This window comes from Streptomyces sp. TLI_55 (assembly GCF_900206255.1).
GTDB classification, from domain to species: domain Bacteria; phylum Actinomycetota; class Actinomycetes; order Streptomycetales; family Streptomycetaceae; genus Streptomyces; species Streptomyces aquilus.
The window spans coordinates 5,578,490-5,598,044 of the sequence record NZ_OAOJ01000001.1; the positions used below are offsets into that span (position 1 = coordinate 5,578,490).

At 66.2% G+C, this 19,555-nt stretch carries 34 protein-coding genes; 33 read left to right on the plus strand and 1 reads right to left on the minus strand.

The annotated features are described in order from the left end of the window. Positions 1 to 28: 28 nt before the first annotated feature. The 33 genes from CRP56_RS25755 to truA all read left to right on the plus strand — a co-directional run bounded on the left by CRP56_RS25755 (position 29) and on the right by truA (position 18,182). On the plus strand, positions 29 to 214 hold the full coding sequence (locus CRP56_RS25755; RefSeq protein WP_143664940.1) for a hypothetical protein: 186 nt from the start codon (positions 29 to 31) through the stop codon (positions 212 to 214). Positions 215 to 233: 19 nt separating this feature from the next. Then, a complete protein-coding gene (locus CRP56_RS25760; protein ID WP_097267806.1) occupies positions 234 to 530 on the plus strand; it encodes a hypothetical protein in 297 nt (98 codons plus the stop codon). A gap of 386 nt (positions 531 to 916) precedes the next feature. Further along, a complete protein-coding gene (rpsJ, locus tag CRP56_RS25765) occupies positions 917 to 1,225 on the plus strand; it encodes a 30S ribosomal protein S10 (protein ID WP_003948644.1) in 309 nt (102 codons plus the stop codon). Positions 1,226 to 1,242: 17 nt separating this feature from the next. Further along, positions 1,243 to 1,887 carry a 50S ribosomal protein L3 gene (gene rplC, locus CRP56_RS25770; RefSeq protein ID WP_020135811.1) on the plus strand — a complete coding sequence of 215 codons (645 nt, stop codon included), beginning with the start codon at positions 1,243 to 1,245 and terminating at the stop codon, positions 1,885 to 1,887. 8 nt (positions 1,888 to 1,895) lie between these two features. Beyond that, positions 1,896 to 2,552, plus strand: a complete 657-nt coding sequence (gene rplD / locus CRP56_RS25775; RefSeq protein ID WP_097267808.1) for a 50S ribosomal protein L4 — start codon at positions 1,896 to 1,898, stop codon at positions 2,550 to 2,552. Beyond that, entirely contained in the window at positions 2,552 to 2,971 is a 420-nt protein-coding gene (gene rplW / locus CRP56_RS25780; RefSeq protein WP_097267810.1) for a 50S ribosomal protein L23, read from the plus strand. Before rplD ends, rplW begins: the two co-directional genes overlap by 1 nt. Positions 2,972 to 3,009: 38 nt before the next feature. Further along, a complete protein-coding gene (gene rplB / locus CRP56_RS25785; RefSeq protein ID WP_059192905.1) occupies positions 3,010 to 3,846 on the plus strand; it encodes a 50S ribosomal protein L2 in 837 nt (278 codons plus the stop codon). A gap of 12 nt (positions 3,847 to 3,858) precedes the next feature. Then, positions 3,859 to 4,140 carry a 30S ribosomal protein S19 gene (rpsS, locus tag CRP56_RS25790; protein WP_023547380.1) on the plus strand — a complete coding sequence of 94 codons (282 nt, stop codon included), beginning with the start codon at positions 3,859 to 3,861 and terminating at the stop codon, positions 4,138 to 4,140. A gap of 45 nt (positions 4,141 to 4,185) precedes the next feature. After that, positions 4,186 to 4,533: a 50S ribosomal protein L22 gene (gene rplV, locus CRP56_RS25795; RefSeq protein WP_003974262.1), complete on the plus strand. Its 348-nt coding sequence runs from the start codon at positions 4,186 to 4,188 to the stop codon at positions 4,531 to 4,533. Then, a complete protein-coding gene (gene rpsC / locus CRP56_RS25800; RefSeq protein WP_062023386.1) occupies positions 4,533 to 5,357 on the plus strand; it encodes a 30S ribosomal protein S3 in 825 nt (274 codons plus the stop codon). Before rplV ends, rpsC begins: the two co-directional genes overlap by 1 nt. Before the next feature lie 5 nt (positions 5,358 to 5,362). Then, on the plus strand, positions 5,363 to 5,782 hold the full coding sequence (gene rplP / locus CRP56_RS25805; protein ID WP_009327094.1) for a 50S ribosomal protein L16: 420 nt from the start codon (positions 5,363 to 5,365) through the stop codon (positions 5,780 to 5,782). Then, entirely contained in the window at positions 5,782 to 6,006 is a 225-nt protein-coding gene (gene rpmC / locus CRP56_RS25810; protein WP_059079052.1) for a 50S ribosomal protein L29, read from the plus strand. Before rplP ends, rpmC begins: the two co-directional genes overlap by 1 nt. Next, on the plus strand, positions 6,003 to 6,287 hold the full coding sequence (rpsQ, locus tag CRP56_RS25815) for a 30S ribosomal protein S17 (RefSeq protein WP_058923761.1): 285 nt from the start codon (positions 6,003 to 6,005) through the stop codon (positions 6,285 to 6,287). Before rpmC ends, rpsQ begins: the two co-directional genes overlap by 4 nt. A 97-nt stretch (positions 6,288 to 6,384) precedes the next feature. After that, entirely contained in the window at positions 6,385 to 6,753 is a 369-nt protein-coding gene (gene rplN / locus CRP56_RS25820) for a 50S ribosomal protein L14 (protein WP_003998823.1), read from the plus strand. A 2-nt stretch (positions 6,754 to 6,755) separates the two neighbouring features. Then, positions 6,756 to 7,079, plus strand: a complete 324-nt coding sequence (gene rplX, locus CRP56_RS25825) for a 50S ribosomal protein L24 (protein ID WP_018543913.1) — start codon at positions 6,756 to 6,758, stop codon at positions 7,077 to 7,079. Further along, positions 7,079 to 7,636, plus strand: a complete 558-nt coding sequence (gene rplE / locus CRP56_RS25830; RefSeq protein ID WP_003974255.1) for a 50S ribosomal protein L5 — start codon at positions 7,079 to 7,081, stop codon at positions 7,634 to 7,636. The genes rplX and rplE overlap by 1 nt, the downstream gene beginning before the upstream one ends. A gap of 5 nt (positions 7,637 to 7,641) precedes the next feature. Continuing rightward, complete coding sequence (locus tag CRP56_RS25835) at positions 7,642 to 7,827, plus strand: type Z 30S ribosomal protein S14 (protein ID WP_003956452.1); 186 nt, start codon at positions 7,642 to 7,644, stop codon at positions 7,825 to 7,827. Positions 7,828 to 8,041: 214 nt separating this feature from the next. After that, positions 8,042 to 8,440: a 30S ribosomal protein S8 gene (gene rpsH, locus CRP56_RS25845; RefSeq protein ID WP_007384075.1), complete on the plus strand. Its 399-nt coding sequence runs from the start codon at positions 8,042 to 8,044 to the stop codon at positions 8,438 to 8,440. A 25-nt stretch (positions 8,441 to 8,465) separates the two neighbouring features. Further along, positions 8,466 to 9,005, plus strand: a complete 540-nt coding sequence (gene rplF, locus CRP56_RS25850) for a 50S ribosomal protein L6 (protein ID WP_059192904.1) — start codon at positions 8,466 to 8,468, stop codon at positions 9,003 to 9,005. A gap of 3 nt (positions 9,006 to 9,008) precedes the next feature. Further along, positions 9,009 to 9,392 (plus strand): 50S ribosomal protein L18, encoded by a 384-nt coding sequence (gene rplR, locus CRP56_RS25855; RefSeq protein WP_059192903.1) that lies wholly within the window; start codon positions 9,009 to 9,011, stop codon positions 9,390 to 9,392. A gap of 36 nt (positions 9,393 to 9,428) precedes the next feature. Beyond that, positions 9,429 to 10,034: a 30S ribosomal protein S5 gene (gene rpsE, locus CRP56_RS25860; RefSeq protein ID WP_009190144.1), complete on the plus strand. Its 606-nt coding sequence runs from the start codon at positions 9,429 to 9,431 to the stop codon at positions 10,032 to 10,034. A gap of 2 nt (positions 10,035 to 10,036) precedes the next feature. After that, entirely contained in the window at positions 10,037 to 10,219 is a 183-nt protein-coding gene (gene rpmD / locus CRP56_RS25865) for a 50S ribosomal protein L30 (protein WP_003974250.1), read from the plus strand. Positions 10,220 to 10,221: 2 nt separating this feature from the next. Beyond that, a complete protein-coding gene (gene rplO, locus CRP56_RS25870; protein ID WP_059192902.1) occupies positions 10,222 to 10,677 on the plus strand; it encodes a 50S ribosomal protein L15 in 456 nt (151 codons plus the stop codon). Between the two features lie 244 nt (positions 10,678 to 10,921). Then, entirely contained in the window at positions 10,922 to 12,235 is a 1,314-nt protein-coding gene (gene secY, locus CRP56_RS25875; protein ID WP_097267812.1) for a preprotein translocase subunit SecY, read from the plus strand. Continuing rightward, positions 12,235 to 12,897 (plus strand): adenylate kinase, encoded by a 663-nt coding sequence (locus CRP56_RS25880; RefSeq protein WP_097267814.1) that lies wholly within the window; start codon positions 12,235 to 12,237, stop codon positions 12,895 to 12,897. The genes secY and CRP56_RS25880 overlap by 1 nt, the downstream gene beginning before the upstream one ends. A gap of 99 nt (positions 12,898 to 12,996) precedes the next feature. Continuing rightward, the gene (gene map / locus CRP56_RS25885) at positions 12,997 to 13,833 is read left to right on the plus strand and encodes a type I methionyl aminopeptidase (RefSeq protein ID WP_097267816.1); all 837 of its coding nucleotides are present in this window, start codon (positions 12,997 to 12,999) and stop codon (positions 13,831 to 13,833) included. Positions 13,834 to 14,003: 170 nt separating this feature from the next. Beyond that, positions 14,004 to 14,225: a translation initiation factor IF-1 gene (gene infA / locus CRP56_RS25890; RefSeq protein WP_003948620.1), complete on the plus strand. Its 222-nt coding sequence runs from the start codon at positions 14,004 to 14,006 to the stop codon at positions 14,223 to 14,225. A 59-nt stretch (positions 14,226 to 14,284) separates the two neighbouring features. Next, positions 14,285 to 14,398, plus strand: a complete 114-nt coding sequence (gene rpmJ, locus CRP56_RS25895; RefSeq protein WP_003998809.1) for a 50S ribosomal protein L36 — start codon at positions 14,285 to 14,287, stop codon at positions 14,396 to 14,398. A 193-nt stretch (positions 14,399 to 14,591) separates the two neighbouring features. Continuing rightward, positions 14,592 to 14,972: a 30S ribosomal protein S13 gene (gene rpsM, locus CRP56_RS25900; RefSeq protein ID WP_093477045.1), complete on the plus strand. Its 381-nt coding sequence runs from the start codon at positions 14,592 to 14,594 to the stop codon at positions 14,970 to 14,972. 70 nt (positions 14,973 to 15,042) lie between these two features. After that, complete coding sequence (rpsK, locus tag CRP56_RS25905) at positions 15,043 to 15,447, plus strand: 30S ribosomal protein S11 (RefSeq protein ID WP_003956432.1); 405 nt, start codon at positions 15,043 to 15,045, stop codon at positions 15,445 to 15,447. Positions 15,448 to 15,560: 113 nt separating this feature from the next. Further along, positions 15,561 to 16,583 carry a DNA-directed RNA polymerase subunit alpha gene (locus CRP56_RS25910; RefSeq protein WP_003966937.1) on the plus strand — a complete coding sequence of 341 codons (1,023 nt, stop codon included), beginning with the start codon at positions 15,561 to 15,563 and terminating at the stop codon, positions 16,581 to 16,583. A gap of 85 nt (positions 16,584 to 16,668) precedes the next feature. Further along, the gene (gene rplQ, locus CRP56_RS25915; protein ID WP_097267818.1) at positions 16,669 to 17,178 is read left to right on the plus strand and encodes a 50S ribosomal protein L17; all 510 of its coding nucleotides are present in this window, start codon (positions 16,669 to 16,671) and stop codon (positions 17,176 to 17,178) included. 146 nt (positions 17,179 to 17,324) lie between these two features. After that, positions 17,325 to 18,182: a tRNA pseudouridine(38-40) synthase TruA gene (truA, locus tag CRP56_RS25920; RefSeq protein ID WP_097267820.1), complete on the plus strand. Its 858-nt coding sequence runs from the start codon at positions 17,325 to 17,327 to the stop codon at positions 18,180 to 18,182. A gap of 26 nt (positions 18,183 to 18,208) precedes the next feature. On the opposite strand, the gene CRP56_RS25925 is transcribed toward truA, so the two are convergent. Beyond that, a complete protein-coding gene (locus CRP56_RS25925; RefSeq protein ID WP_097267822.1) occupies positions 18,209 to 19,417 on the minus strand; it encodes a right-handed parallel beta-helix repeat-containing protein in 1,209 nt (402 codons plus the stop codon). Positions 19,418 to 19,555: the final 138 nt, after the last annotated feature.

Consider the following 19,555-nt stretch of genomic DNA (forward strand, 5'->3'; position numbering starts at 1 on the left):
CCGGCCCCCCGATACAGAAAGGCACGTCGTGGGAGCGGGGTTCCTGGTCGTCTTCGTCCTGCTGTTCCTGTACCTGACCCCCATGACCTTCCTGTGCGTGAAGATCGCCGACAGGAACTCGTGGCAGCTGGGGCTCGTCTTCGCGAGCGCCCTCATATTCCTCCCGGCCGCGCTCATCGCGGGCTGGATCCTCGTGGGGACCGGGGTCCTGTGACCGGAAAGGCCGAGGACGCGTGACCGTCATCGTCGTCGCACTGGCCGTGGCCCTCCTGGCCACCGCGTACGTGTGGCCGCTCGTGCCGCTGGTCATCTACCCGATGCGCAGATGGCGAGGGTTCTGGGCCGCGCTCTACTCCGCTGCGATCGGCGCGGTCTGCGCGGTGGTGTTCCGTGATCTGCGCTACATGGTCGGCGATTTCTTCGAGCTGTCCGTGGTGCTCGCGCTACTGAGAGCGACCGTCGAGGCGGCCGGGCTCGCGGAGCCGGCGCGCAGGAAGCACCGAGAGGCCCGCGAGGACGCCCCGGGCTGAGCCAAGGGTTTGACCTGCGTCACTCCCGGGGTACGATCCTCGGCTCCGATTGGCCAGCCCCCCACCCCATATGGCAGACTGTCCGAGTTGCTCGGTCGAGTGTTGATGCTGCGCGCCTCCCGCCGGGAGGACCGGAAGCGAGTCCCACAGTACTCGTCGCCCTAACTGCCACACGGCAGCGCTGGGGCGGACGTACGGGAATCTTTCGGGAAGCAAGGTGCGGCACCGGCCAGGCACCCGGTGATTCTCTTTCTCAGGCAAGGGATGTTCGAACAAGGGACATCTGTGTCAGCGAAAGCGCGACACGCCCGACCGCGTGGGTCGGAGCAGGGGTCAGGAACACCGGGTTCCAGAGCGTTAACGAGACAAAGGACTACTGAGTAGCCATGGCGGGACAGAAGATCCGCATCCGGCTCAAGGCCTACGACCACGAGGTCATCGACAGCTCGGCGAAGAAGATCGTCGAGACGGTGACGCGTACTGGTGCGTCGGTCGCGGGCCCGGTGCCGCTGCCCACTGAGAAGAACGTGTACTGCGTCATCAAGTCGCCGCACAAGTACAAGGACTCGCGCGAGCACTTCGAGATGCGCACGCACAAGCGCCTGATCGACATCCTCGACCCGACCCCCAAGACCGTTGACTCTCTGATGCGACTCGACCTCCCGGCCGGTGTCGACATCGAGATCAAGCTCTGAGGCCGGTGATCTGAACGATGGCTAAGCAGATCAAGGGCATCCTGGGCGAGAAGCTCGGCATGACGCAGGTGTGGGACGAGAACAACCGTGTTGTTCCGGTCACCGTCGTCAAGGCCGGCCCCAATGTCGTGACCCAGGTCCGTACGAACGATGTCGACGGCTACGAGTCCGTCCAGATCGCGTTCGGCGAGATCGACCCGCGCAAGGTGAACAAGCCCCTCAAGGGCCACTTCGCCAAGGCCGACGTCACTCCCCGCCGCCACCTCGTCGAGATCCGTACCGCTGACGCCAGCGAGTACACCCTCGGCCAGGAGATCACCGCTGAGGTGTTCGAGGCCGGCATCAAGGTCGACGTGACCGGCAAGAGCAAGGGCAAGGGCTTCGCCGGTGTCATGAAGCGTCACAACTTCAAGGGCCTCGGCGCCGGTCACGGCACCCAGCGCAAGCACCGCTCTCCCGGCTCCATCGGTGGCTGCGCCACCCCGGGCCGTGTGTTCAAGGGCCTCCGCATGGCGGGTCGCATGGGCAACGAGCGGGTCACCACCCAGAACCTGACCGTCCACGCCGTTGACGCGGAGAAGGGTCTGCTGCTCATCAAGGGCGCGGTTCCCGGTCCGAACGGCGGCCTCGTCCTGGTCCGCACCGCGGCCAAGGGGGCCTGAGGTAACCGATGAGCACTGTTGACATCCTTTCGCCTGCCGGCGAGAAGACCGGTAGCGTCGAGCTCCCCGCGGAGATCTTCGGCGTGGAGAAGGTCAGCATCCCGCTGATCCACCAGGTCGTCGTTGCGCAGAACGCGGCTGCCCGTCAGGGCACCCACAAGACCAAGACCCGCGGCGAGGTTCGTGGTGGCGGTAAGAAGCCTTACCGTCAGAAGGGCACCGGCCGTGCGCGCCAGGGCTCTACCCGCGCCCCTCAGTTCGCCGGTGGTGGCGTCGTGCACGGTCCCGTGCCGCGTGACTACTCGCAGCGGACCCCGAAGAAGATGAAGGCTGCCGCGCTGCGTCACGCCCTCACCGACCGGGCCCGCAACAACCGCATCCACGTCGTCACCGGCGTGATCGAGGGCGACGCTCCTTCCACGAAGGCCGCCAAGTCGCTGTTCGGCAAGATCTCGGAGCGCAAGAACCTGCTCCTGGTCGTCGAGCGCGCCGACGAGGCCGCGTGGCTGTCCGCCCGCAACCTGCCCCAGGTGCACATCCTGGAGCCGGGCCAGCTGAACACGTACGACGTGATCGTCTCGGACGACGTGGTCTTCACCCAGGCCGCTCTCGAGTCCTTCGTCGCCGGCCCGAAGGCCAACGACACCGAAGGGACTGAGGTCTGATGGCCATCCGTCACCCCTCTATCGCCTCCAAGGCGGCCAAGGCCGCCAAGGCCGCGCGCGTCGCCAAGGCGCGTCGTCACGCCGCCGAGGGCAAGAACACCGTCGAGACGCCGCTCAGCAAGTCGTACACGGACCCCCGTGACGTGCTGCTGAAGCCGGTCGTGTCGGAGAAGAGCTACGCGCTCCTCGACGAGAACAAGTACACGTTCATCGTCGACCCCAACGCCAACAAGACCCAGATCAAGCAGGCCGTCCAGGCGGTCTTCTCGGTCAAGGTCACCGGGGTCAACACGATCAACCGCCAGGGCAAGCGCAAGCGGACCCGCACCGGTTTCGGCCAGCGTGCCGGCACCAAGCGCGCGATCGTGACCCTTGCTGAGGGCGACCGTATCGACATCTTCGGCGGTCCGACCGCGTAAGCGGGTCGGATCGTCCGATATCGGACGAGGACTGAGAAATGGGAATCCGCAAGTACAAGCCGACTACGCCGGGCCGTCGTGGCTCCAGCGTCGCCGACTTCGTCGAGGTCACGCGGTCCACGCCGGAGAAGTCGCTGGTCCGCCCCCTGCACAGCAAGGGCGGCCGTAACAACGCCGGTCGTGTGACCGTTCGCCACCAGGGTGGCGGACACAAGCGCGCCTACCGAGTGATCGACTTCCGTCGTCACGACAAGGACGGCGTGCCGGCGAAGGTCGCGCACATCGAGTACGACCCCAACCGCACCGCGCGCATCGCGCTGCTGCACTACGCCGACGGCGAGAAGCGCTACATCCTCGCCCCGCGCAACCTGCAGCAGGGTGACCGCGTCGAGAACGGTCCCGGGGCCGACATCAAGCCGGGCAACAACCTGGCGCTCCGCAACATCCCGGTCGGTACCACGATCCACGCGATCGAGCTCCGTCCCGGTGGCGGTGCCAAGTTCGCCCGCTCCGCCGGTGCCTCCGTGCAGCTGCTCGCGAAGGAGGGCCAGATGGCTCACCTCCGCATGCCTTCCGGTGAGATCCGCCTGGTCGACGTGCGCTGCCGCGCCACCGTCGGCGAGGTCGGCAACGCCGAGCAGAGCAACATCAACTGGGGTAAGGCCGGCCGTAAGCGCTGGCTGGGCGTGCGCCCGACCGTCCGTGGTGTCGCGATGAACCCGGTCGACCACCCGCACGGTGGTGGTGAGGGCAAGACCTCCGGTGGTCGCCACCCGGTCTCCCCGTGGGGTCAGAAGGAGGGTCGTACTCGTTCGCCGAAGAAGGCTTCGAACAAGTACATCGTCCGCCGCCGCAAGACGAACAAGAAGCGCTAGGAGCGGGTTTAGATGCCGCGCAGTCTCAAGAAGGGGCCCTTCGTCGACGACCACCTGATCAAGAAGGTGGACGCCCAGAACGAAGCAGGCACCAAGAACGTCATCAAGACCTGGTCCCGTCGCTCCATGATCGTGCCGGCCATGCTCGGCCACACGCTCGCGGTGCACAACGGCAAGACCCACATCCCGGTGTTCGTCACCGAGTCGATGGTCGGTCACAAGCTCGGCGAGTTCTCGCCGACTCGTACCTTCCGGGGTCACGTCAAGGAAGACCGGAAGTCGAAGCGCCGCTAGTAGCGGATCGCACTTCAGACACGTAAGTAACTGAGAGGGACAACCATGGAAGCCAGGGCCCAGGCGCGGTACATCCGCGTCACGCCCATGAAGGCCCGCCGCGTGGTGGACCTGATCCGTGGCATGGATGCCACGGAGGCTCAGGCTGTTCTGCGATTCGCTCCGCAGGCAGCCTCCGTGCCGGTCGGCAAGGTGCTCGACAGCGCCATCGCCAACGCCGCGCACAACTACGACCACACCGACGCCGACAGCCTCTTCATCTCCGAGGCGTACGTCGACGAGGGTCCGACCCTGAAGCGGTTCCGGCCGCGCGCCCAGGGCCGTGCCTACCGGATCCGCAAGCGGACCAGCCACATCACCGTGGTCGTCAGCAGCAAGGAAGGAACCCGGTAATGGGCCAGAAGGTTAACCCGCATGGGTTCCGGCTCGGTGTCACCACGGACTTCAAGTCCCGGTGGTACGCCGACAAGCTGTACAAGGACTACGTCAAGGAAGACGTCGCCATCCGTCGGATGATGACGTCCGGCATGGAGCGCGCCGGCATCTCGAAGGTTGAGATCGAGCGCACCCGTGACCGTGTGCGTGTGGACATCCACACCGCGCGTCCGGGCATCGTCATCGGCCGCCGTGGCGCCGAGGCCGACCGCATCCGCGGCGACCTCGAGAAGCTCACGGGCAAGCAGGTCCAGCTGAACATCCTCGAGGTCAAGAACCCCGAGACGGACGCTCAGCTGGTTGCTCAGGCCGTTGCCGAGCAGCTCTCCTCCCGCGTCTCCTTCCGCCGCGCCATGCGTAAGAGCATGCAGTCGGCGATGAAGGCCGGCGCCAAGGGCATCAAGATCCAGTGCGGCGGCCGCCTCGGTGGCGCCGAGATGTCCCGCTCGGAGTTCTACCGCGAGGGCCGTGTGCCCCTGCACACGCTCCGTGCGAACGTGGACTACGGCTTCTTCGAGGCCAAGACGACCTTCGGCCGCATCGGTGTGAAGGTCTGGATCTACAAGGGCGACGTCAAGAACATCGCCGAGGTCCGCGCCGAGAACGCTGCCGCCCGTGCGGGTAACCGCCCGGCTCGCGGTGGCGGTGCCGACCGCCCGGCCCGTGGTGGCCGTGGTGGCGAGCGGCGCGGTCGTAAGCCGCAGCAGGCTGCCGGCGCCGAGGCCCCCAAGGCCGAGGCCCCCGCCGCCGCTCCGGCTGAGAGCACCGGAACGGAGGCCTGACCGACATGCTGATCCCCCGTAGGGTCAAGCACCGCAAGCAGCACCACCCGAAGCGCTCCGGCGCTGCCAAGGGCGGCACGCAGGTTGCGTTCGGCGAGTACGGCATCCAGGCGCTCACCCCGGCGTATGTGACGAACCGCCAGATCGAGGCCGCTCGTATCGCCATGACGCGTCACATCAAGCGTGGTGGCAAGGTCTGGATCAACATCTACCCGGACCGTCCCCTCACCAAGAAGCCTGCCGAGACCCGCATGGGTTCCGGTAAGGGTTCGCCGGAGTGGTGGATCGCCAACGTCAAGCCCGGACGCGTGATGTTCGAGCTGTCGTACCCCAACGAGAAGATCGCCCGTGAGGCGCTGACTCGTGCGGCCCACAAGCTGCCGATGAAGTGCCGGATCGTCAAGCGCGAGGCAGGTGAAGCGTGATGTCGGCCGGTACCAAGGCGTCCGAGCTGCGCGAGCTGGGCAACGAGGAGCTGCTGAACAAGCTCCGCGAGGCCAAGGAAGAGCTGTTCAACCTCCGCTTCCAGGCGGCCACGGGTCAGCTCGAAAACCACGGTCGGCTGAAGGCCGTCCGTAAGGACATCGCGCGGATCTACACCCTGATGCGCGAGCGTGAGCTGGGCATCGAAACGGTGGAGAACGCATGAGCGAGAGCAACGTGACTGAGAACGCAGAGGCCCGCGGCTTCCGCAAGACCCGTGAGGGTCTCGTCGTCAGCGACAAGATGGACAAGACCGTCGTCGTCGCCGTCGAGGACCGCGTGAAGCACGCCCTGTACGGCAAGGTCATCCGCCGTACGAACAAGCTCAAGGCGCACGACGAGCAGAACGCTGCCGGCGTCGGCGACCGGGTCCTCCTCGCGGAGACCCGCCCGCTGTCGGCGACCAAGCGCTGGCGCGTCGTCGAGATCCTCGAGAAGGCCAAGTAATTTCCTGCGAGGCACCCCTCGCAGGACAGTTCCGCCAGGCTCCGGGGGCCGTTCCTGAACGGCCCCCGGGGAACCGGCAGACAAACAGGAGATAGACGTGATCCAGCAGGAGTCGCGACTGCGTGTCGCCGACAACACTGGTGCGAAGGAGATCCTTTGCATCCGTGTGCTCGGTGGCTCCGGTCGCCGCTACGCGGGCATCGGTGACGTCATCGTCGCCACCGTCAAGGACGCGATCCCCGGTGGCAACGTGAAGAAGGGTGACGTCGTCAAGGCGGTCATCGTTCGCACCGTCAAGGAGCGCCGCCGTCCGGACGGCTCGTACATCCGCTTCGACGAGAACGCCGCCGTCATTCTGAAGAACGACGGCGACCCTCGCGGCACCCGTATCTTCGGCCCCGTCGGCCGTGAGCTGCGCGAGAAGAAGTTCATGAAGATCATCTCGCTCGCGCCGGAGGTGCTGTAAGCATGAAGATCAAGAAGGGCGACCTGGTCCAGGTCATCACCGGTAAGGACAAGGGCAAGCAGGGCAAGGTCATTGCCGCTTACCCGCGCGACGAGCGCGTCCTGGTCGAGGGTGTCAACCGGGTCAAGAAGCACACCAAGGCCGGTCCGACCGCCAGCGGTTCGCAGGCCGGCGGCATCGTCACGACCGAGGCGCCGATCCACGTCTCCAACGTCCAGCTGGTCGTTGAGAAGGACGGCAACAAGGTCGTCACGCGTGTCGGTTACCGCTTCGACGACGAGGGCAACAAGATCCGCGTTGCCAAGCGGACGGGTGAGGACATCTGATGGCTACCACCACCACTCCGCGTCTCAAGACGAAGTACCGCGAGGAGATCGCGGGCAAGCTGCGTGAGGAGTTCTCCTACGAGAACGTCATGCAGATCCCCGGCCTCGTCAAGATCGTGGTCAACATGGGTGTGGGCGACGCCGCCCGCGACTCCAAGCTGATCGAGGGCGCCATCCGCGACCTCACCACGATCACCGGTCAGAAGCCGGCCGTCACCAAGGCCCGCAAGTCCATCGCGCAGTTCAAGCTGCGTGAGGGCCAGCCGATCGGTGCCCACGTCACGCTCCGTGGCGACCGCATGTGGGAGTTCCTGGACCGCACCCTGTCGCTCGCGCTGCCGCGCATCCGCGACTTCCGTGGTCTGTCCCCCAAGCAGTTCGACGGCCGTGGCAACTACACCTTCGGTCTCACCGAGCAGGTCATGTTCCACGAGATCGACCAGGACAAGATCGACCGTACCCGGGGCATGGACATCACCGTGGTGACCACGGCGACCAACGACGCTGAGGGCCGCGCGCTCCTTCGTCACCTCGGCTTCCCCTTCAAGGAGGCGTGAGCGAGATGGCGAAGAAGGCTCTGATTGCCAAGGCTGCTCGCAAGCCCAAGTTCGGTGTGCGCGCGTACACCCGCTGCCAGCGCTGCGGCCGTCCGCACTCCGTGTACCGCAAGTTCGGCCTGTGCCGCGTGTGCCTTCGTGAGATGGCTCACCGTGGCGAGCTGCCGGGCGTGACCAAGAGCTCCTGGTAATCCCCGCTTTTTAGGGATTCCCGAAGCTCTCGGTAAGCAATGGGCGTGTCAGGCGCCCTCCTCTCCATGGCTTAGGCTTGGAGGGTTGGGCGCCTGACGGTCGCCCGTACGACTTACTACGCCGTAGGTCCACCGCACCGCACCCGCCTCGTCTCGGATCGAGGAGAGGGATGGGCACCTGGAAACCCCGGCGAGAGAGGCCGAAGGCCAATTCATGACCATGACTGATCCGATCGCAGACATGCTTACGCGTCTGCGGAACGCGAACTCGGCGTACCACGACTCCGTGACGATGCCGGCGTCCAAGATCAAGTCCCACATCGCGGAGATCCTCCAGCAGGAGGGCTTCATCACGGGCTGGAAGGTCGAGGACGCCGAGGTCGGCAAGAACCTCGTCCTCGAGCTGAAGTTCGGCCCGAACCGTGAGCGCTCCATCGCGGGCATCAAGCGGATCTCCAAGCCCGGTCTCCGGGTTTACGCGAAGTCCACCAACCTGCCCAAGGTCCTTGGTGGCCTCGGCGTGGCGATCATCTCCACGTCGCACGGTCTCCTGACCGACAAGCAGGCCGGCAAGAAGGGCGTAGGCGGAGAAGTCCTCGCCTACGTCTGGTAGCGGAAAGGAATCGGAGGAAAAAGCTATGTCGCGTATTGGCAAGCTCCCCATCACGGTTCCCGCCGGCGTGGACGTCACCATCGACGGCCGTACGGTCTCGGTCAAGGGCCCCAAGGGTTCCCTGAGCCACACCGTTGCCGCGCCGATCGAGATCGCGAAGGGTGAGGACGGCGTTCTGAACGTCACCCGCCCGAACGACGAGCGTCAGAACAAGGCCCTCCACGGCCTGTCCCGCACGCTGGTGGCGAACATGATCACCGGCGTGACCGAGGGTTACGTGAAGAAGCTCGAGATCAGCGGTGTCGGTTACCGAGTGACCGCCAAGGGTTCGAACCTGGAGTTCGCTCTCGGCTACAGCCACCCGATCACCGTCGAGGCCCCCGAGGGCATCACCTTCAAGGTGGAGGCCCCCACCCGGTTCTCGGTCGAGGGCATCGACAAGCAGAAGGTCGGCGAGGTTGCGGCCAACATCCGCAAGCTGCGCAAGCCCGACCCGTACAAGGCCAAGGGCGTCAAGTACGAGGGCGAAGTCATCCGCCGCAAGGTCGGAAAGGCGGGTAAGTAAGCCATGGCATACGGACAGAAGATCCTCAAGGGCGACGCCTACAAGCGCGCCGCGATCAAGCGCCGTCACATCCGTATCCGTAAGAACATCTCGGGTACGGCTGAGCGTCCGCGTCTCGTAGTCACGCGCTCGAACCGCCACATCGTGGCCCAGGTCATCGACGACATCAAGGGTCACACCCTGGCGTCGGCGTCGACCCTGGACACCTCGATCCGCGGTAACGAGGGCGACAAGTCCGCGCAGGCCAAGTCGGTCGGCGCCCTGGTCGCCGAGCGCGCCAAGGCCGCGGGCGTCGAGGCTGTCGTATTCGACCGTGGTGGCAACCAGTACGCCGGGCGCATCGCCGCCCTGGCGGACGCCGCCCGCGAAGCCGGGCTCAAGTTCTGAGCCGCTCGTAGCTAGCGGAAAGAGAGAGGTAATCCAATGGCTGGACCCCAGCGCCGCGGTGGCGGTGCCGGTGGCGGCGAGCGGCGGGACCGTAAGGGTCGTGACGGTGGCGCTGCTGCCGCCGAGAAGACCGCTTACGTTGAGCGCGTTGTCGCGATCAACCGTGTCGCCAAGGTTGTGAAGGGTGGTCGTCGCTTCAGCTTCACCGCGCTGGTCGTGGTGGGCGACGGTGACGGCACCGTGGGTGTCGGTTACGGCAAGGCCAAGGAGGTGCCGGCCGCCATCGCCAAGGGTGTTGAGGAGGCCAAGAAGCACTTCTTCAAGGTCCCCCGTATCCAGGGCACCATCCCGCACCCCATCCAGGGTGAGAAGGCTGCCGGCGTCGTGCTGCTCAAGCCCGCGTCCCCGGGTACCGGTGTTATCGCCGGTGGTCCGGTGCGTGCCGTGCTCGAGTGCGCCGGTATTCACGACGTGCTGTCGAAGTCGCTCGGCTCCGACAACGCGATCAACATCGTGCACGCGACCGTGGAGGCCCTGAAGGGTCTGCAGCGTCCCGAGGAGATCGCGGCCCGCCGTGGTCTGCCGCTCGAGGACGTCGCCCCCGCGGCTCTGCTCCGTGCGCGTGCCGGGGCGGGTGCGTAATCATGGCTCAGCTCAAGATTACGCAGGTCAAGTCCTACATCGGCAGCAAGCAGAACCACCGTGACACCCTGCGTTCCCTTGGTCTCAAGGGCATCAACACGCAGGTCGTCAAGGAGGACCGCCCCGAGTTCCGCGGCATGGTGCACACCGTCCGCCACCTCGTGACGGTCGAGGAGGTCGACTGATCATGGCGGAGAACAACCCGCTCAAGATCCACAACCTCCGTCCCGCCCCGGGCGCCAAGACCGCCAAGACCCGTGTGGGTCGTGGTGAGGCGTCGAAGGGTAAGACGGCCGGTCGTGGTACCAAGGGCACGAAGGCCCGCTACCAGGTTCCGGAGCGCTTCGAGGGTGGGCAGATGCCCCTCCACATGCGTCTTCCGAAGCTGAAGGGCTTCAAGAACCCGTTCAAGACCGAGTACCAGGTCGTGAACCTCGACAAGCTGGCCGCGCTCTACCCCGAGGGTGGCGAGGTCACGGTCGAGGGTCTGGTGGCCAAGGGTGCCGTTCGCAAGAACAGCCTCGTCAAGGTCCTCGGCCAGGGTGAGCTCTCCGTGGCGCTGCAGGTGACGGTCGACGCCGTCTCCGGCTCCGCCAAGGAGAAGATCACCGCGGCCGGCGGCACCGTCACCGAGCTCGTCTGAACATCTCAGGCGTCTCGATGACTTGAGCGATCCCGACCGGGGATACCCCACAAAAGGGGTATCCCCGGTTGGTCGTTCCTAGGGTGGCAGTCTCGCCGGTAAGGTGGCCTGCACTGCCAACTTTCACAGGGCGCTTCACGTGAGGCACTCTGGGCGGCAGTTGGCCGTTACGTATTCGTCTTCATCCGTCGAACCTCAAGACCGTCACCCTTGACGCAGTAGCGCGGGGGTCGCAGGAGGCACCGTGCTCACCGCGTTCGCCCGGGCGTTCAGGACGCCCGACCTGCGCAAGAAGCTGCTCTTCACGCTCGCCATCATCGTGGTGTACCGGGTCGGTACGCATATCCCGATCCCGGGCGTCGACTACAAGTCCGTCCAGCAGTGCGTCGACGAGGCGTCCGCGAACCAGGGCCTCTTCGGTCTGGTCAACATGTTCAGCGGCGGCGCGCTGCTCCAGATCACGATCTTCGCGCTGGGGATCATGCCGTACATCACGGCGAGCATCATCCTTCAGCTGCTGACCGTCGTGATCCCGCGTCTGGAAGCCCTCAAGAAGGAGGGCCAGGCCGGTACGGCGAAGATCACGCAGTACACGCGTTACCTGACCGTCGCGCTCGCCATCCTGCAGGGCACCGGCCTCGTCGCCACCGCCCGCAGCGGCGCCCTCTTCTCCGGCTGCTCGGCCGCTTCGGGCATCGTCCCGGACCGCTCGATCTTCACCACGATCGTCATGGTCGTCACCATGACCGCGGGTACGGCCGTCGTCATGTGGCTCGGTGAGCTCATCACCGACCGCGGTATCGGCAACGGCATGTCGATCCTGATGTTCATCTCGATCGCCGCGACCTTCCCGTCCGCCCTGTGGGCCATCAAGAAGTCCGGCACCCTGGCCGACGGCTGGATCGAGTTCGGCACGGTCATCGCGGTCGGCCTGGTCATGGTCGGCCTGGTGGTCTTCGTCGAGCAGGCCCAGCGCCGCATCCCGGTGCAGTACGCGAAGCGCATGATCGGCCGCCGCGCCTACGGCGGCACGTCGACGTACATCCCGCTGAAGGTGAACCAGGCGGGTGTGATCCCCGTCATCTTCGCGTCGTCGCTGCTCTACATCCCGGCTCTCATCGCGCAGTTCTCAAGCGGTACGTCGAGCTGGAAGACGTGGATCGAGACCAACCTGACCAAGGGCGACCACCCGATCTACATCACGCTGTACTTCTTGCTCATCGTTTTCTTCGCCTTCTTCTACGTGGCTATCTCGTTCAACCCCGAGGAAGTAGCCGACAACATGAAGAAGTATGGTGGCTTCATCCCGGGCATCCGGGCTGGCCGACCGACCGCTGAGTACCTGTCGTACGTGCTCAACCGGATCACCTGGCCGGGTTCGCTGTACTTGGGCCTGATTGCTCTCGTCCCGACGATGGCGTTGGTTGGTTTCGGGGCAAACCAGAACTTCCCCTTCGGCGGTACCAGCATCCTGATCATCGTGGGTGTCGGTCTCGAGACGGTGAAGCAGATCGAGAGCCAGCTCCAGCAGCGCAATTACGAAGGGTTCCTCCGCTGATGCGAATCGTCCTCGTCGGGCCGCCTGGTGCCGGAAAGGGAACGCAGGCCACGCGCCTCGCCGAGAAACTGCGTGTCCCGCACATCTCCACGGGCGACCTGTTCCGCGCCAACATCAGCCAGCAGACGGAGCTCGGCAAACTCGCGAAGTCCTACATGGACGCCGGCAACCTCGTCCCCGACGAGGTGACCATCGCGATGGCCAAGGACCGCATGGAGCAGGCGGACGCCGTGAACGGCTTCCTCCTGGACGGCTTCCCGCGGAACGTCTCGCAGGCCGAGGCGCTGGACGAGCTGCTGAACACCGAGGGCATCAAGCTGGACGCCGTGCTCGACCTGGAGGCCCCGGAGGAGGAGGTCGTCAAGCGGATCGCCGGCCGGCGCATCTGCCGCAACGACTCCGCGCACGTCTTCCACGTCTCGTACAAGAAGCCCGCCAAGGAAGGCGTCTGCGACGTCTGCGGCGGCGAGCTGTACCAGCGTGACGACGACTCCGAGGCCACCGTCCGGACGCGGCTGGAGGTCTACCACACGCAGACCGAGCCGATCATCGACTACTACAAGGCCCAGGGCCTGGTGGTGACGATCGAGGCCATGGGTCCGGTGGACGAGGTCACCACTCGTGCGCTGGCCGCGCTGAAGCGTGAGGGCGACGACCAGTAGTCGTCGTCCTGGTACGGCCGTGGAGTCCTGAGGGACTGCACGGCCGTACTGTTGTGTAGGAAACCCGAACCCGTCGAGTCACGGAGAGCGCAGGACCCCATGGTGCAGATCAAGAGCCCCGAGCAGATCGCCAAGATGCGGCAGGCGGGGCTGGTCGTCGCCGCGATCCACGCGGCCACGCGGGAGGCCGCGGTCCCCGGCGCCAGCACCAAGGACCTCGACGAGGTCGCGCGCAAGGTGATCGCCGAGCACGGCGCGAAGTCGAACTTCCTCGGGTACGGCGGTTTCCCCGCGACGATCTGCACCTCCGTCAACGAGGTCGTCGTCCACGGCATCCCCTCCGACGACGTCGTCCTCAAGGACGGCGACATCATCTCCATCGACGCCGGCGCGATCGTCGACGGCTGGCACGGGGACGCGGCCTTCACCGCCTTCGTGGGCTCGGGTCACGCTCCGGAGCTGATCGAGCTCTCCCGGGTGACGGAGGAGTCGATGTGGGCCGGTATCGCGGCCGTGAAGCAGGGCAACCGCCTCGTCGACGTCTCCCGCGCCATCGAGACCTACATCCGCCGCCAGCCGAAGCCGGGCGGCGGCAAGTACGGGATCATCGAGGACTACGGCGGCCACGGCATCGGCACCGAGATGCACATGGACCCGCATCTGCTGAACTACGTCGACCGGCGCCGGGGCAAGGGCCCGAAGCTGGTCCCCGGGTTCTGCCTTGCCATCGAGCCGATGGTGTCGCTGGGCACCCCCAGGACCGAGGTCCTCTCGGACGACTGGACGGTCATCACGACGGACGGCACCTGGTCCTCGCACTGGGAGCACTCGGTGGCGCTGACCGAGGAGGGTCCGCTGGTGCTCACGGCGCCCGATGGCGGCAAGGCGAAGCTGGCGGAGTACGGCGTCACCGCCGCTCCCGATCCGCTGGGCTGAGAACAAGCGTGCTTAAGGATCTCCGCGCCGGGGCATTCTTCCTCGATTCGTCTTTCCGGATGCGCTGACGTAGACTGACTCGTCGGCTCTCGTGCACCCGCATGTCCGCATGCACCCGTAAGGGAAAAGGTGCGGGAGTCGATCAAGGTAGTCGATTCGAAGGGCGAAGCGTGGCCAAGAAGCAAGGTGCCATCGAGATCGAGGGCACTGTCGTCGAGTCTCTTCCGAACGCCATGTTCAAGGTCGAGCTCCAGAACGGCCACCAGGTCCTGGCACACATCAGCGGCAAGATGCGTATGCACTACATCCGCATCCTCCCTGACGACCGGGTCGTGGTGGAGCTGTCTCCGTACGACCTGACGCGTGGCCGGATCGTCTACCGCTACAAGTAGATCTTGCCCGCATCCCGTCCTCGGGCGGGGTGGTGGCACTGACCCGGAGAACCTCACCAATGAAGGTCAAGCCGAGCGTCAAGAAGATCTGCGACAAGTGCAGGGTGATCCGCCGTCACGGTCGGGTCATGGTCATCTGCGAGAACCCGCGCCACAAGCAGCGCCAGGGCTGACGCACGACCAATCCCTCTGCATCGACATCGCAGAGATTCGCGCGACGCGAGCTGAATTGTTCATACGCAGGACCCAGACGGCGTACGTCGTCTGACACCCTCGGTTCGGAGGCCGAGGACCCAGTTCGTACCTGGTACGGCGGCTGGGAGCCGGTTCTGTGGAAGACCTCCGAAGATCACCAGGAGCCATTGAATGGCACGCGTTTCCGGTGTTGACATCCCGCGCGAAAAGCGCGTGGAGGTCGCCCTGACCTACGTGTTCGGCATCGGTCGGACCCTCTCCCAGCAGACGCTGGCGGAGACCGGCATCGACCCGAACACCCGCGTTCGCGACCTCTCCGAGGAGCAGCTCGTCGCGATTCGTGAGTACGTCGACAGCAACATCAAGACCGAGGGTGACCTCCGTCGCGAGATCCAGGCCGACATCCGCCGCAAGGTCGAGATCGGCTGCTACCAGGGTCTCCGTCACCGTCGTGGTCTGCCCGTCCGCGGTCAGCGTACGAGCACGAACGCCCGCACCCGCAAGGGCCCGCGTCGCGCCATCGCCGGTAAGAAGAAGCCGGGCAAGAAGTAGTCCTCAGCGGACAACGCTTCATCAGCGGTCTTCGCTGTAGGACCGACCACCTCCCCGTAGGAGTTTGTAGATGCCCCCCAAGGGTCGTCAGGGCGCTGCCAAGAAGGTGCGCCGCAAGGAAAAGAAGAACGTCGCTCACGGCCACGCGCACATCAAGAGCACGTTCAACAACACGATCGTCTCGATCACGGACCCCTCGGGCAACGTGATCTCCTGGGCCTCCGCCGGCCACGTCGGCTTCAAGGGCTCGCGCAAGTCCACCCCCTTCGCCGCGCAGATGGCCGCCGAGTCGGCCGCCCGCCGCGCGCAGGAGCACGGCATGCGCAAGGTTGACGTGTTCGTCAAGGGCCCGGGTTCGGGTCGCGAGACGGCCATCCGTTCGCTGCAGGCGACCGGTCTCGAGGTCGGCTCCATCCAGGACGTCACGCCCACCCCGCACAACGGCTGCCGTCCGCCGAAGCGTCGTCGCGTCTGACCTCGCTTCGCAGGGCTTCTCGGGCGGTACGGCTCTTCTGAGTCGTATCGCCCGTACCCTTGTCACATATCAGGGCGTCAAATAGCGGGCGCCCCTGACAGAAGGAACGCAACATGCTGATCGCTCAGCGTCCCTCGTTGACCGAAGAGGTCGTCGACGAGTTCCGCTCCCGGTTCGTGATCGAGCCGCTGGAGCCGGGCTTCGGCTACACCCTCGGCAACTCCCTGCGCCGTACCCTCCTGTCGTCGATCCCCGGCGCTGCTGTCACCAGCATCCGCATCGACGGTGTCCTGCACGAGTTCACCACCGTGCCGGGCGTCAAGGAGGACGTCACCGACCTGATCCTCAACATCAAGCAGCTGGTCGTCTCCTCGGAGCACGACGAGCCGGTCGTGATGTACCTGCGCAAGCAGGGCCCGGGTCTGGTCACCGCCGCCGACATCGCGCCCCCGGCCGGTGTCGAGGTGCACAACCCCGACCTGGTCCTCGCCACGCTCAACGGCAAGGGCAAGCTGGAGATGGAGCTGACGGTCGAGCGTGGCCGCGGTTACGTCTCCGCCGTGCAGAACAAGCAGGTGGGCCAGGAGATCGGCCGTATCCCGGTCGACTCCATCTACTCGCCGGTGCTGAAGGTCACGTACAAGGTCGAGGCCACGCGTGTCGAGCAGCGCACCGACTTCGACAAGCTGATCGTCGACGTCGAGACCAAGCAGGCGATGCGTCCCCGTGACGCCATGGCGTCCGCCGGTAAGACGCTGGTCGAGCTGTTCGGTCTCGCCCGCGAGCTGAACATCGACGCCGAGGGCATCGACATGGGCCCGTCCCCCACGGACGCCGCCCTGGCCGCCGACCTCGCGCTGCCGATCGAGGAGCTGGAGCTCACGGTCCGCTCCTACAACTGCCTCAAGCGTGAGGGCATCCACTCCGTGGGTGAGCTCGTCGCCCGCTCCGAGGCCGACCTCCTGGACATCCGCAACTTCGGTGCGAAGTCCATCGACGAGGTCAAGGCGAAGCTGGCCGGCATGGGCCTGGCCCTCAAGGACAGCCCGCCCGGATTCGACCCGACCGCCGCCGCCGACGCCTTCGGCGCCGACGACGACGCGGACGCGGGTTTCGTGGAGACCGAGCAGTACTGATCGGTCTTTGCCGGTGAGCATCCGCTCATCGGGTTCCTGACCCCGGTACCTGATACGGCCGGGGCAGACACACAGGAGAAGAACAATGCCGAAGCCCACCAAGGGTGCCCGTCTGGGCGGCAGCGCCGCGCACGAGAAGCTGCTCCTCGCGAACCTCGCGAAGTCGCTGTTCGAGCACGGCCGCATCACCACCACCGAGGCGAAGGCCCGCCGTCTGCGGCCGTACGCCGAGCGTCTGGTGACCAAGGCGAAGAAGGGTGACCTTCACAACCGCCGCCAGGTGCTCCAGGTCATCACGGACAAGAGCGTCGTGCACACGCTCTTCACCGAGATCGGCCCGCGGTACGAGAACCGTCCGGGTGGCTACACCCGTATCACCAAGATCGGTAACCGCCGTGGCGACAACGCGCCCATGGCTGTCATCGAGCTGGTCGAGGCGCTGACGGTTGCGCAGCAGGCGACGGGTGAGGCCGAGGCCGCGACCAAGCGTGCCGCCAAGGACGCCGAGGCTGCTCCGGTCGCCGAGGAGACCAAGGTGGACGTGACCAAGGCCGACGAGGCTGAGGATGCTGCCGAGGAGTCGAAGGACGCGTAAGCGTCTGCCGGGGGCTGTTCGGTCGGCGGCTGCGGGTTCGTAGTGGCTGGTCGCGCAGTTCCCCGCGCCCCTGGAAGCAGGGCGTTGGCGGGTCCGTTCCTTTACAGGAGCGGGCCCGCTTTTTTTGTACCTGAGAGGATCTCTGTGTGAGTGACGAAGTTGAGCCCGGGTTCGTGCGTGTCCGCCTTGATCTCTCCTACGACGGGACCGAGTTCTCCGGGTGGGCCAAGCAGGCCGGGGGGCGGCGGACCGTGCAGGGGGAGATCGAGGACGCCCTGCGGACCGTGACGCGGTCGGGCGGGACGACGTACGAGCTGACCGTGGCCGGGCGGACCGATGCCGGGGTGCACGCCCGGGGGCAGGTCGCGCATGTCGATCTGCCGGAGTCCGTCTGGCGCGAGCATCACGAGAAGCTGCTCAAGCGGCTCGCCGGGCGGTTGCCGAAGGACGTGCGGGTGTGGGCGCTGCGGGAGGCGCCGAGCGGGTTCAACGCGCGGTTCTCGGCGGTGTGGCGGCGGTATGCGTACCGGGTGACCGACAACCCCGGTGGGGTGGATCCGTTGCTGCGCAATCACGTGCTGTGGCACGACTGGCCGCTTGACGTCGACGCCATGAACGAGGCCGCCGAACGGCTGCTGGGGGAGCACGACTTCGCCGCCTACTGCAAGAAGCGGGAGGGGGCGACGACGATCCGTACCCTCCAGGAGCTGAGCCTGCGCAAGGGCGACGACGGGATCATCACCGCCACCGTGCGCGCCGACGCCTTCTGCCACAACATGGTGCGGTCGCTCATCGGGGCGCTGCTCTTCGTGGGGGACGGGCATCGGGCGAGCGACTGGCCGGGGAAGGTGCTGGCCGCGGGGGTCAGGGACTCCGCCGTGCATGTCGTACGGCCGCATGGGCTGACGTTGGAGGAGGTCGGGTATCCGGCCGACGAGTTGCTGGCCGCGCGGAACAAGGAGGCGCGGAACCGGCGGACGTTGCCGGGAGCGGGCTGCTGCTGAACGGCCGCTCCCGGCAGGGCGTCTCGTCAGCCGGTGCCCACGAGGGTTCCCTTGACGAATTTCGTGTTGCCGGTGCCGTTCTGCCAGGGGGACGAGACTCCCTGGAGGTGGCCCGAGTTGACCACGACGTAGGCGGAGTAGTCGGCCCGCACGCCGTACTGGGGGCTCGCCACCCCCGTTCCGTCGTCGTCCTTGCCCGTGAGGACCACGAGTCCGTCGGCGATGACCTTGCACTGTGAGCTCGCGACGCCCAGGCCCGCGTAGCCACCGCCACCGGCGCCGCCGTTCTTGCCGTCCCGGGTGAGCTGGGTGGCCGACAGCATGAGGACTCCGGTGGTGTCCGTCGCGTGGACGTACATGCCGGACCAGCCGTTGCGGTCGGTGGAGCACGCGACCATCCGGATCACTCCTGGTACGGACTCGAAGTCGAATCCGTGCAGCTTCGACCACTCCGCCCGGCAGCTGGTGAAGGAGGAGTTGCCCGCGCCCGACATCCACCAGCCGCAGCCGCCGACGCCCAGGACGTACACGTCGTGGAAGACGGAGTCGGTGGAGTTGTTCAGGACGATGCCGTGGGAGCCGGTCCACAGCACGGAGACGCGGTCGTAGTGCAGGCAGAACGGGGCCTGGGGGCCGCCCGTGGCGTTGAAGTTGTACCAGGTGTTGATCCCGATGCCGGTGACGGAGCGGACATGGACGTCCCGGAGCTGGAGGTGCTGGATCTGCCCGGTCGCACGGATGCCGTCGATCTCCGCTCCGGAGCGGGGCAGGTCGGACCCGTCGATGCTCAGGGAGAAGATGCGCTGCCCGTTGGCCGGGCGGGAGTAGCCCCCCAGCTGCCGGTCCAGGATCTCGATGACCGCGTTTCCGGTGAACGACGGAAGGGGGCGGATGCCGACCACCGGGTTCTCGGCGTTCGGCTGGGCCTCACCGCCGCCGTGCGAGCCCTGGAGGGTCACGTAGGGGCCTATGCGCAGGGGAGCGCTCGTGCGGTACACCCCGGCCGGGAGGACGGTGACGTTGCCCGGCAGGCAGGCGTCCAACGCGGCCTGGATCGCGGCGGTGTCGTCGGTGGTGCCGTCTCCCTTGGCCCCGTAGTCCTTCACGTTGACCCATCCGGCGTCGGCCGCCACGGCGGCGGCGTCGCCGGTGGAGACCGCGGTGGCGGAGACGGCGACTCCGCCCACGGCGAGGGCCGATCTGAGGACGGAACGGCGTGAGTTCGAACTGGTCATGGTGTGCCCCCCCTGGGCTGCTCAGTGATCGGCAGCCAGTATTCACTACCTCAAAAGTGTGATGAGAAGCGCACAATCAGAGCCTTTTGCCCGGGAAGTGCAGGTGGGAAACCTGTTGGTTACACGGACTTGCGCCAA

Bases quoted from the DNA above. Each gene is read 5' to 3' on its own strand.
- rpsJ (WP_003948644.1), top strand. From the start codon at position 917: ATGGCGGGACAGAAGATCCGCATCCGGCTCAAGGCCTACGACCACGAG.
- rplC (WP_020135811.1), top strand. From the start codon at position 1,243: ATGGCTAAGCAGATCAAGGGCATCCTGGGCGAGAAGCTCGGCATGACG.
- rplD (WP_097267808.1), top strand. From the start codon at position 1,896: ATGAGCACTGTTGACATCCTTTCGCCTGCCGGCGAGAAGACCGGTAGC.
- rplW (WP_097267810.1), top strand. From the start codon at position 2,552: ATGGCCATCCGTCACCCCTCTATCGCCTCCAAGGCGGCCAAGGCCGCC.
- rplB (WP_059192905.1), top strand. From the start codon at position 3,010: ATGGGAATCCGCAAGTACAAGCCGACTACGCCGGGCCGTCGTGGCTCC.
- rpsS (WP_023547380.1), top strand. From the start codon at position 3,859: ATGCCGCGCAGTCTCAAGAAGGGGCCCTTCGTCGACGACCACCTGATC.
- rplV (WP_003974262.1), top strand. From the start codon at position 4,186: ATGGAAGCCAGGGCCCAGGCGCGGTACATCCGCGTCACGCCCATGAAG.
- rpsC (WP_062023386.1), top strand. From the start codon at position 4,533: ATGGGCCAGAAGGTTAACCCGCATGGGTTCCGGCTCGGTGTCACCACG.
- rplP (WP_009327094.1), top strand. From the start codon at position 5,363: ATGCTGATCCCCCGTAGGGTCAAGCACCGCAAGCAGCACCACCCGAAG.
- rpmC (WP_059079052.1), top strand. From the start codon at position 5,782: ATGTCGGCCGGTACCAAGGCGTCCGAGCTGCGCGAGCTGGGCAACGAG.
- rpsQ (WP_058923761.1), top strand. From the start codon at position 6,003: ATGAGCGAGAGCAACGTGACTGAGAACGCAGAGGCCCGCGGCTTCCGC.
- rplX (WP_018543913.1), top strand. From the start codon at position 6,756: ATGAAGATCAAGAAGGGCGACCTGGTCCAGGTCATCACCGGTAAGGAC.
- rplE (WP_003974255.1), top strand. From the start codon at position 7,079: ATGGCTACCACCACCACTCCGCGTCTCAAGACGAAGTACCGCGAGGAG.
- CRP56_RS25835 (WP_003956452.1), top strand. From the start codon at position 7,642: ATGGCGAAGAAGGCTCTGATTGCCAAGGCTGCTCGCAAGCCCAAGTTC.
- rpsH (WP_007384075.1), top strand. From the start codon at position 8,042: ATGACCATGACTGATCCGATCGCAGACATGCTTACGCGTCTGCGGAAC.
- rplF (WP_059192904.1), top strand. From the start codon at position 8,466: ATGTCGCGTATTGGCAAGCTCCCCATCACGGTTCCCGCCGGCGTGGAC.
- rplR (WP_059192903.1), top strand. From the start codon at position 9,009: ATGGCATACGGACAGAAGATCCTCAAGGGCGACGCCTACAAGCGCGCC.
- rpsE (WP_009190144.1), top strand. From the start codon at position 9,429: ATGGCTGGACCCCAGCGCCGCGGTGGCGGTGCCGGTGGCGGCGAGCGG.
- rpmD (WP_003974250.1), top strand. From the start codon at position 10,037: ATGGCTCAGCTCAAGATTACGCAGGTCAAGTCCTACATCGGCAGCAAG.
- rplO (WP_059192902.1), top strand. From the start codon at position 10,222: ATGGCGGAGAACAACCCGCTCAAGATCCACAACCTCCGTCCCGCCCCG.
- CRP56_RS25880 (WP_097267814.1), top strand. From the start codon at position 12,235: ATGCGAATCGTCCTCGTCGGGCCGCCTGGTGCCGGAAAGGGAACGCAG.
- map (WP_097267816.1), top strand. From the start codon at position 12,997: ATGGTGCAGATCAAGAGCCCCGAGCAGATCGCCAAGATGCGGCAGGCG.
- rpmJ (WP_003998809.1), top strand. From the start codon at position 14,285: ATGAAGGTCAAGCCGAGCGTCAAGAAGATCTGCGACAAGTGCAGGGTG.
- rpsM (WP_093477045.1), top strand. From the start codon at position 14,592: ATGGCACGCGTTTCCGGTGTTGACATCCCGCGCGAAAAGCGCGTGGAG.
- rpsK (WP_003956432.1), top strand. From the start codon at position 15,043: ATGCCCCCCAAGGGTCGTCAGGGCGCTGCCAAGAAGGTGCGCCGCAAG.
- CRP56_RS25910 (WP_003966937.1), top strand. From the start codon at position 15,561: ATGCTGATCGCTCAGCGTCCCTCGTTGACCGAAGAGGTCGTCGACGAG.
- rplQ (WP_097267818.1), top strand. From the start codon at position 16,669: ATGCCGAAGCCCACCAAGGGTGCCCGTCTGGGCGGCAGCGCCGCGCAC.
- CRP56_RS25925 (WP_097267822.1), bottom strand. From the start codon at position 19,417: ATGACCAGTTCGAACTCACGCCGTTCCGTCCTCAGATCGGCCCTCGCC.